This window comes from Candidatus Micrarchaeia archaeon (genome assembly GCA_041650355.1).
Taxonomy (GTDB): Archaea; Micrarchaeota; Micrarchaeia; order Anstonellales; family Bilamarchaeaceae; genus JAHJBR01.
Genome location: JBAZLI010000041.1, coordinates 1 through 8761 on the forward strand (window position 1 = coordinate 1; position 8761 = coordinate 8761).

General features: G+C 52.5%; 10 protein-coding genes. 5 read left to right on the forward strand and 5 right to left on the reverse strand.

Annotation, left to right across the window (positions count from 1 at the left end):
- On the reverse strand, positions 1–481 hold a 481-nt coding region (locus WC488_03480), incomplete at its 3' end, for a hypothetical protein (GenBank protein ID MFA5077463.1).
- A gap of 217 nt (positions 482–698) precedes the next feature.
- Entirely contained in the window at positions 699–2006 is a 1308-nt protein-coding gene (gene asnS / locus WC488_03485) for an asparagine--tRNA ligase (GenBank protein ID MFA5077464.1), read from the reverse strand.
- An 82-nt stretch (positions 2007–2088) separates the two neighbouring features.
- Between asnS and WC488_03490 the strand changes: the two genes are divergently transcribed.
- Positions 2089–3564: a hypothetical protein gene (locus WC488_03490; protein MFA5077465.1), complete on the forward strand. Its 1476-nt coding sequence runs from the start codon at positions 2089–2091 to the stop codon at positions 3562–3564.
- 17 nt (positions 3565–3581) lie between these two features.
- On the opposite strand, the gene WC488_03495 is transcribed toward WC488_03490, so the two are convergent.
- A complete protein-coding gene (locus tag WC488_03495; GenBank protein MFA5077466.1) occupies positions 3582–4280 on the reverse strand; it encodes a tetratricopeptide repeat protein in 699 nt (232 codons plus the stop codon).
- A gap of 103 nt (positions 4281–4383) precedes the next feature.
- On the opposite strand from WC488_03495, the gene WC488_03500 reads away from it, so the two are divergent.
- The 3 genes from WC488_03500 to WC488_03510 are packed head-to-tail and all read left to right on the forward strand — an operon-like array spanning position 4384 to position 7068.
- Positions 4384–5436, forward strand: a complete 1053-nt coding sequence (locus WC488_03500; GenBank protein MFA5077467.1) for a squalene/phytoene synthase family protein — start codon at positions 4384–4386, stop codon at positions 5434–5436.
- Positions 5437–5452: 16 nt separating this feature from the next.
- The gene (locus tag WC488_03505) at positions 5453–5611 is read left to right on the forward strand and encodes a hypothetical protein (protein MFA5077468.1); all 159 of its coding nucleotides are present in this window, start codon (positions 5453–5455) and stop codon (positions 5609–5611) included.
- Positions 5612–5613: 2 nt separating this feature from the next.
- Positions 5614–7068, forward strand: coding sequence for a UbiA family prenyltransferase (locus WC488_03510; protein MFA5077469.1), 1455 nt, complete (start codon positions 5614–5616; stop codon positions 7066–7068).
- Between the two features lie 41 nt (positions 7069–7109).
- Here WC488_03510 and WC488_03515 read toward each other — a convergent pair whose 3' ends face one another.
- Both WC488_03515 and WC488_03520 read right to left on the reverse strand, forming a co-directional pair.
- Complete coding sequence (locus WC488_03515; GenBank protein MFA5077470.1) at positions 7110–7622, reverse strand: hypothetical protein; 513 nt, start codon at positions 7620–7622, stop codon at positions 7110–7112.
- Positions 7623–7680: 58 nt separating this feature from the next.
- Entirely contained in the window at positions 7681–8367 is a 687-nt protein-coding gene (locus WC488_03520) for a hypothetical protein (protein ID MFA5077471.1), read from the reverse strand.
- A gap of 100 nt (positions 8368–8467) precedes the next feature.
- Here WC488_03520 and WC488_03525 point away from each other — a divergent pair.
- Positions 8468–8761 (forward strand): hypothetical protein (locus WC488_03525; GenBank protein MFA5077472.1); only part of this gene is annotated, 294 nt, incomplete at its 3' end.

Sequence of the window (8761 nt, forward strand, 5' to 3'; positions counted from 1 at the left end):
ATCCTGAGATGAGGGTCCATACCGGGACTCCGCCCTCTACTTCCAGTGAGAATTCAGCTGAGTCCATTCCGCAGGCGGATGCAGCTGCCGGGCTGTCCATCCAGCTTTCGTCCAGCTGGGCCAGAAACGAGAAGGGCATGTCGCGGATGGACGCGTCCGGGTCAGGAACCGTGAGCGCGTATCCCTTGGAGCCCGAGAGCGAATCGAAATAATAGTCCCATTGGAGGGCAAGGCCCGCGCCTTCGCTTGCTCCCTTCACGGAAACCAGTTTCGCATCCTTCCTGAACCACACTATGTTTTTTTCCGCTGTTTGGAGCCCGTCTTTTGCAGAGAACGGCTGCTGCGGGGAAAAAGACTGGTCCCGGGTGATGTTTATTGTGATGTTGGGCTGGGCTGATTCGTTTTGTTTGCCATCCGGAGTAAGGAAAGTGCATCCTGCGAGGAACATGATAAGGAATACGGAAACAAGCAGCAATCTCATCCAACCACCCGTTCTTCCTTCTCCTAAAACATTTATAAAAAGCGACGCTCAGGGCTTTTTTTGCATTTCCTTCAGGAGCTTTTCTGGAATGGGGGCGCAACTGCAGTTTTTCCGGTGCGCGAGGTGCCATTTGACGCGCTGCTCGAAAGAGGCGTTTTCTGGCATCTTGTTTTTCAAATGCCATGCTTTGTTGATTGCCATGGTGAAAACCAAAGGATTACGGATAGACCCTGTTTATCACGCGCGGGAAAGGAATCGCGTCCCTTATGTGGTCCAGGCCGAGCATCCATTTCACCAAGCGCTCTATCCCCAAACCGAAGCCTGAGTGCGGGTAGGAACCGTATTTTCTCAAATCAATGTACCATTCGTAGTTCTTCCTGTCCAGCTTCTGCTCGTCAATGCGGGCCATGAGCTCTGCATAGTCCCAAATCCTTTCCGAGCCGCCGATTATTTCCCCGTGGCCTTCAGGAGCGAGCACATCTGCGTTGAGAACTGTTCCCGGGTTGTCCGGGTCCTCGCGCATGTAAAATGCCTTTATGTCCCTGGGGAAGTTGGTCACGAATATGGGCTTGTCCTCTTCCTTCGTGAGCAAAGCTTCCTCGTCCGCGCCTATGTCCTGGCCCATCTTTATGTTCGCGCCTTTCTTTATCGCGAGCTTCACTGCTTCCTCGTAAGTGATGCGCTTGAAGGGGGTGCGCACTGCCTTGAGCTTTTCAGGTTCGCGTCCTACTGCTTGGAGTATGTCTGCGTGGTTCGCAGCCATTTTCTGCGCTACGTATTCGAGCATCTTCTCCTGCACTTCCATGTTCATTTTCTGGTCGTAAAAGGCCATTTCGGGCTCGAGGTGCCAGTACTCGCACAGGTGGCGCACCGTCCTTGACGGTTCGGCGCGGAAGGAAGGGGCGAAAACGTAAACTTTTTCCAGCGCGGTTGTAAAGACTTCGGCATAGAGCTGGCTGCTCTGCGTGAGGAACGCCTTTTGCCCGAAGTAGTTCATTTCAAACAATGTGGAGCCGCCTTCGCATCCTGCCTGGGTTATCATAGGGGGCGCAAGCTCGAAAAATTCCTCGTTGTCGAAAAATTCGCGGAGGTATTTCACTATATAGTAGCGGCCCTTCATTATGTTCGTGAGCCTCTGGGAACGGAGCCAGAGATGGCGCGTGTCCAGGAGGAAATCCACGGACTGGTCTTTTGCAATCGGGAAGGGTTCGCTTTTTCCCACTATTGAAATGTCGGAAACCGCGAGCTCGTAGCCCCCCGGAGCGCGCTTGTCCTCTTTCACCGTCCCTTCAACCAGAATCGTGGATTCCACGTATGCAGAGGAAGCAAGAGAGAATTTCTGTTCGCCTACTGCGTCTTTTTTTACCGCGCACTGCACGATTCCAGAGGAATCCCTCACTACGATGAAGGTTAAGCCTCCGGAAGTGCGGGAGCGGTGAATCCAGCCCCTTATTTTAACCTTTCCAGTAGAGGAACCGGAGAGTATTGAGCCTATTCGCGTGAAATCCCTGTCAAGAACGTCCATCTTTTCACCTGAAGGGATTTTAACGGCAACGATTTAAACATTAACGAAAGGATTTAAATCCTTAAAGTTCACTAATTACAACATGAGTAGATTGATGGTCGGGAATCATGCACCTACCCGGGCGCAGACTGGAAAGGAAAAACCACTCAACGAGCAGATGGGGGACTGGCGCAGGGCAGCGAGATGCAAAATCGTGGCTGGGAATCTTCCTGAGCAGATTGTTGCGCGGAACAAGTGGCCCGAAAGGCCTGGGAAAGATGCGGAAGGAAAGTTCCGAATAACCACTGTTCCGGAAAAGCTCGGAATAAGGAAATTGGGACTGCTGGAGCCAGGTGTAGTAGAGGTGGATTTTTACAGCGTGCGCGAAGGGAGGAGGGCGAAGCGCATAGTTGTAACCGACCTGTTCAGGGCTGTGAGGATGCTCAAGCACGTATGCGACAGCGCCGAAGCGGAATTCAAGAAAAGGGATAATATTTTGGGTGAGATTGAGAATGCGAACGCGAGGCTTGCGCAGAACTGGAAAAAACTGGGCGAAAGCGAGTACCGCGAAATAGAGGGGCAGGTTGGGAAGATTCTGGATGCGATATCCAATGATGTCGCGATGAGCAAGAAGTTGGGGCGTGAAAAGCTGGAGGGGGCAGTGAAACTGCTTGTGGAAGGGAAGAATGAGGCGAATCTTTTCAACAAGCACGCAAAGCTTGCAGGGGCGTGCGCGAAGCTCGTGGGTTTCAGGAACAGGTACGGGAGATGGAGGGACTGGGAAAACTCAGGTGTGATAGGGTACAACAGGCTGAGGGAATGGGCACTCAGAAAGGAAAGGGACGAGATGGTGAAGGCGAGGCTGCGCATCATCTCGAAGGAGATGAAGAAAGACAATTATGATAAGGGCTTCGCGATACGGAATCTGTGGATGCGCGATTGCATGTTCGTGGGGCGCATAGAGGATGCGGTAAAGGTATTGCGGAGAGGAAATGGCGTCGATATTCTTGCCGCGGAAAGGATGAGGAAACTTTCTGAAAAGCTTTACCTTCTAGGAATCCATATAAAAGTGAAACCGCATGTGGAACGGGCCCTCGCGCATTTGGGGCAAAACCAGGTGAAGGAAGCCCTGGGGGGTCTAGAACAGGCCAGATATGGACTCTCTAATGATGGCAGCAGGAATGGAAAGGAGATGACTAAAATAGTTGTGCGCACTGTGCTGATGCTCACAGACAGGGTAGGATACGCGAAAAAGGAGCTCGAGGAGGTCGGAAAGCGGCTTAGGGACGAGAAGGACAGCGTGCCTGAGGGAAGGGCCAAAAACCTGCTGAGGTCGGCTTATGGGCATCTTCTAAAAGGCGAAAAGGGCGCTGCTATCCTGGACATGGAAAAGGCTTGCGAAGCGTTTGAGTGCAACAAGCCCTGGTGGATTGCCGCACAGCTGGAGAAGACCGGGGACGCTTATCTGGATGAAGCTGTGGGGAAAATAAAGTTCGGATGCTACAAGCTGATGGAGAAGAAAGACGTGTGGAGGAGCGCTGAGGCTTTCAGGAAAGCCGCTGAAGCCATCAACGGATAAAACAGCTGTGCGGAAAATCAGGGACGAGGGAGTCTAATGAGTACGAGCCTCTTCTCAGAAATTATCTGGTAATTGGACGCGGGACTTTGTGGTTTTACAGGTTTTTTGAATGATTTTCCATCCCATTCGCCTATTTCTGAAAGCATTCTGGTGATTTTCCTCTTAAGTTTCTCACCCGGATTTGCATTCAGGGCATTCCTAAGCGCGCAGGATTCCTCCATGGGCAGGTGCATTTTTTCGAAACAGCGGGCGCACCAATAATCCAAAGTTTCGATTTTGATGGTCGTTCTTGTGCATGACTGCGCACGCGTGAAGCTCTTGAGCGCGCCGTTGTAATCTGATGTAAAATACAGGGCGAGGCCGAGCTTGAAATGGAGGTTCCCGTAATCGTAGTTTATGCATAATGCCTTTTTGTAATTCGGCACGGCCTTGGCAAATTCCCTTTTTTTGAAATGGCACTCCGCAATGAGTCTGAATGGTTCCGAATTATAGGGTCTTATTTCGGCAGCGCGGGAAAAGGAAATTATTGCCTCATCGTATTTTTTGAGCTTGAACAGGCATATTCCCTTGTTGTGGTGGGCAAAAAAATGGGTTGGCTTGATCCCGATGACAGCGTTGAATTCCACAATTGCCTCGCTCAGCATGCCGCGTTCATGGTATTCGCAGCCCGTCGAGAATGCGGCGCGGGCTTCGTCCTTCTGCGGGTTTGTGTCCATGGTATTATGTGGTATCTAAAGTTTAAAAGGTTTTCACTCGGCGCATTTATAAGAATTGCCTCTGAAAAAAGCATCCGTTCTGTAGTTCTTCGCTTTTGAGCGCATGAGGGTGGGGGTTCTGGAATACGAAAAGTGCAAAAACTTGTGCTGGAATTTGCTTCCGAAGGTGTCGAGAAGCTTCGCTCTGTGCATCCAGGTGCTCCCCAGGCCCATAGACGAGCAGATGATGACTGCGTATCTTCTCTACAGGGTAATAGATACGATAGAGGACTGCGGCGCCGGGATTGAAACCAAGAAGGAGATGTTCGACCGGGTGCTCCTGCTCGCGGGCAGGAAGACGATGGATAGGAACGAAATCACGGCGTGCAGGGATGCGCTGGTCGCGAAGATTGACTCTGGATCAGAGGCCGAACTGCTAAAGAATTTCGACTCCCTGATGGAAGTTTACCGCGCCCAGCCCCCTGAGATAAGGAAGGCGATAAGGAAATGGGGCGCGGTGATGGCGCGGGGGATGTACGAGTTCCTTCAGAAGGGAATCCACACGTTCAGGGACCAGAACAAGTACAGCTACTACGTCGCAGGAGTGGTCGGGTACATGATAAACGACCTCTTTTATTACAATCACGTCATAGACGCCGGATTGAAGAGAAAGCTCAGGGCGCACGCGAAGCGGTTCGGGCTGGCGCTCCAGAAGGTGAACATACTCAGGGACGTGGCGAGGGACATAAAGGAGAGGAGGTATTACTGGCCAGAGTACGTAATCAAGAAATACAGGCTGAGCTACGAGAGCATGTGCCTGCCCGAGAACCGCGCCGCGGCGATGAAGGTGCTGAAGGTGCAGATAGCCGACGCGCTCACCTACCTGCACTCGGCGATGTACTACGTGGTCTCGCTCCCGAAGGATGCGGTGAGGGTGCGGATGTTCTGCACGATACCGCTGTTCATGGCAATCGAGTCGTTCGCAAAATGCAACGGCAACCAGGACGTGTTCGACAGCAGCGTGCGGGTGAAGATTTCCAGGCTGAAAGTGTACGAGATAGTGGCGAAATCCTGGCTCCTGGGCGCCTTCAACGGCCTCATGGTCGGGTGGTTCTTCGACTCTCTCAGGGGGGTTCCGGTGCCTGCGGACAGCCCGCTCATACACGGAATGCAGTAAATTTCATGGTGGTTTTATGGCAATAGTTGAATTCGACGAATACAAGGGAAACAAGCTGATTGTCCTGAAAAGGGACGAGAACGACCAGTACGCGTTCAAGTTCGGGAAATCCAAGGCGAAGCTCATCGTGGAGAACTTCGAGGCGATAAGGAAATTCGCTGAAGAAGAAGGATAGCGATGCTGAACCAGGCGCGCGCGCTGGCCGAAAGGCTCGAAAAAGTGGACGTTTCTCCCAAGGCTGCGCTGGCCGTAATCGTGTTCGTGGGGCTTGCACGGGACCTTATCGAGGACGCGCTGAACAATTTTGAATTCGATGCGGTGCTGGGCTTCAGCCCGGTCCAGGAATTCACGGTCACAGTGCTGGATTTCGTGATGTTCTACCTGGGCATATTCCTCCTGCTCGCGGCAGCGCAGAGGCTGCTGCTGAAGAGGAATTATTACGCGCCGCTCCTGCTCGGGATAATGCTCGGGCTGATGCCGCCCGTATTGGATGCGCTGTTCACCGGAAATACGACTTATTTTTACGTGGAGCCCCATCCGCTGTTCCTGGAGCCAGGGATAAGCGCGGGGGAGCTCGCGGTAGTGTATGGCGGAATCCTGCTGTTCGCGTTCTACATATGGGCGAGGACAGGGGAACTGATAAAGGGCCTGGCTGCGCTGTTTGCGGCATGGGCCACGCTCCAAATCATGGGCTCGCTCCTCAATTACGGGAGCGACGTTGCGGCCCAGATGATTGTGCCGGACAGCGACTGGATGTTCGGGGCGCTCTTCTTCGTTTCACGGGCCTTGCTGTTCCTGGCTCCGCTGGCAATCATTGACAGCAATTTCCGCAAATTCCTGATGTACAGGGCTTCGCGCATCTTCCTTTTCATGGGGCTTTCGGCTTTTTCAATCGCGCTTTTCGAGACCGGGCCTGTGGAGGGGACAATCACTTTCGGCGCGGCGTTCTTCGCTTACTTGCTGCTCTTCATGACGAACAGGGATGCGAAGGAGGACAAGGAAAACAAGAGGCCTGAATTCAGGTTCGAATGGATCACCTGGGCCGTGGTGCTTGCCGGGCTCGGGAACGCGATGCTGCTTATCGCGCTGCGCGAAAGCAATGCACTCTGGATTGTTGCAGGGCTTGCCGGGCTCGCGCTGGTTTACAACAGGCCGCTGAACCTGAAGAGGAGCTTCCCTGGGGCGTACCTGGTGGAGGGGCTGGCCTTCACCGCGATAATGGCTTCTTACGGGGCGTGGGAAGGCGGATTCGGGGGCAGGGTGCTGGTTGCTCTGGGCGCGTGCTTCCTCACTTTCGCGATAGGAAGCGCAGTGAAGGACTACAAGGATGCAGAGGGGGACAGGAAGGCGGGGGTGCGCACCGCGTTCACGGTGCTCGGGAAAAAGGGGCGGGAAACGTTTTGGAATGTGTTCAGGGTCGTGCTCATAATCGGGCCGCTGGCTTTTATCGCAGCCGCGCAGATGGAAATTTCAGTGGCGCAGGCTGCGCTCTGGCTGGTTTTCGCGCTGGGTTCTGGATATGTGCTGTTTTTCTCGAACTGGAAGGACAAGGAGAAGACTGTGGATGCTTACATATGGCTTTTTTCAGGATTGCTGTTTCTCTCCGGGCTGATGCTGGGCGCATTGCAATGATTTCATAGGTTTGGAACTGAAAACAGGACGTGAAACTCAATTCATGGGAGCTGAAGCTGGATTATTTTCCCTCGACCCAGCTCGAGGCCTGCGCTTTCCAATTCCTGTTTTTCAGATTGAGTGGGATAGAGGGCTATGGTGCGCTCGTAGGTCATGACACGGCCCAGCAGCGAGTTGTTCCTGTAGAAAGCCGGGTTCTCGAACCCGTAGAAGAGCTGGGCGCTCGGGTGGCCGAGAAAAAGGCCTTCCTCGTTTATCCACTCCTGGATCTGGGATGAGAGCTTGTAGTAGAAGTGGATGGCGCGCGAATCCCTGTCCCTGGGGTCGCTGAGCGCGCTCACTTTTTTGAGGAAAAACTTCTTGAATCTGCGCAGGGTGAATATGAAATCCGGGTCCATGTCCCAGTGGAATCTGCGTATCCTGAACAGCCCGAAATCCATCCATTGCGATTGCGCGAGCCGGATGCGGGTGGAATTCTTCAGGAGGAATCCGCGCACCGCCTCTTCCCATGTCCCCGCACTGCCGGGCGGAATTATGCATTCTATTCTATCCATAAATGGAAATTGCGCAGCAGGGGGTATATTTTAATTTCGGCTCAGTCTCAACTGAAAATTATTGCTCTGCTTTTAGCTCGCTTATTTTTCTTCGGAACAAATCCTGAAGCACATTATATGCGCGGGTAACTGAGTTTTCCTCCAAAGCAAGCATCATTTCAGTGTATGTTGAAAACGACTCTAGAATGTTTATATCGTGCCAGGCCAGCTGGGAAGTAACTTGGGAAAAAAAGCCAGGCGCGCCCACCACTTCTGGCGGGAATTTTATGGAAAGGAGCGCAAGGCTCTCTAAGGACGATAGCGCCTTTTCGCTCCGCATGTGCTCTTCGAACTCTTTTTTGAGCTTCCGGCTTACCACCACGCTCACTTCGTAGTTTCCTTGAGTGACATTGAAAACTTCCCCCTGTTCGAAGTTCACGCGGTCGTAGAATAGGGATATTGAATCCATGACCGAACGGCTCTTCAGGAACGTAAATTCCATTATGTCTGATTTTATGGAAAGCGTTATCTGACCTTTTGAAAAAACGGTTTTGGTTTTGGACTCTTCCGCGCGCGCGGATTCCGAAATTCTGTGGAGGGCCATGGTTATCGCGCCGTCGCGCACCTTTTTCCCGAGCTGGCGCTCAACCTGGGGCTTCATCCAATAGGCGAGCTTGGCGTAGCTTATTATGTCCTGGAGCATGGCTTCCCTTAGGAAAGGCTGCTGGTTTACGAGGTTGGAAACCACGTGCGATACTGTAGGCATGTTTTCACCTTTATATGTTTGTTATTTTGGTAACATTTTATAAATATTTTGTTATTTGGATAACATCAAGTATATATTAAAGGTCGGCAGAACTAACCACATGGAACAACCAGTCAGAGTGGCTTATTTCTGCTCAACCAGGGAGCTTGCAGGAGACGAAGGCGTGGGTACGAGGAGGAAGGGAACCCTCGAGCATCTTGTGGAGCTGCTACAGAACCAGGCAAACCCTCAGTTCGCAAGGACTTTCGAGATTGCGCTCATAGTCATTGATGATAACGCGCCCCAGCTTGATTTGGATAGGTTCGGGATACCGGTTCATGTGGAGCCTTCCCGCGTTTTCAGAAGGCTTCCGCGCGGGGAAATGGAAGCGAGGCAGGCCGCGAAGGCTGAATTC

Bases quoted from the DNA above. Each gene is read 5' to 3' on its own strand.
- asnS (MFA5077464.1), bottom strand. From the start codon at position 2,006: ATGGACGTTCTTGACAGGGATTTCACGCGAATAGGCTCAATACTCTCC.
- WC488_03490 (MFA5077465.1), top strand. From the start codon at position 2,089: ATGAGTAGATTGATGGTCGGGAATCATGCACCTACCCGGGCGCAGACT.
- WC488_03495 (MFA5077466.1), bottom strand. From the start codon at position 4,280: ATGGACACAAACCCGCAGAAGGACGAAGCCCGCGCCGCATTCTCGACG.
- WC488_03500 (MFA5077467.1), top strand. From the start codon at position 4,384: ATGAGGGTGGGGGTTCTGGAATACGAAAAGTGCAAAAACTTGTGCTGG.
- WC488_03505 (MFA5077468.1), top strand. From the start codon at position 5,453: ATGGCAATAGTTGAATTCGACGAATACAAGGGAAACAAGCTGATTGTC.
- WC488_03510 (MFA5077469.1), top strand. From the start codon at position 5,614: ATGCTGAACCAGGCGCGCGCGCTGGCCGAAAGGCTCGAAAAAGTGGAC.
- WC488_03515 (MFA5077470.1), bottom strand. From the start codon at position 7,622: ATGGATAGAATAGAATGCATAATTCCGCCCGGCAGTGCGGGGACATGG.
- WC488_03520 (MFA5077471.1), bottom strand. From the start codon at position 8,367: ATGCCTACAGTATCGCACGTGGTTTCCAACCTCGTAAACCAGCAGCCT.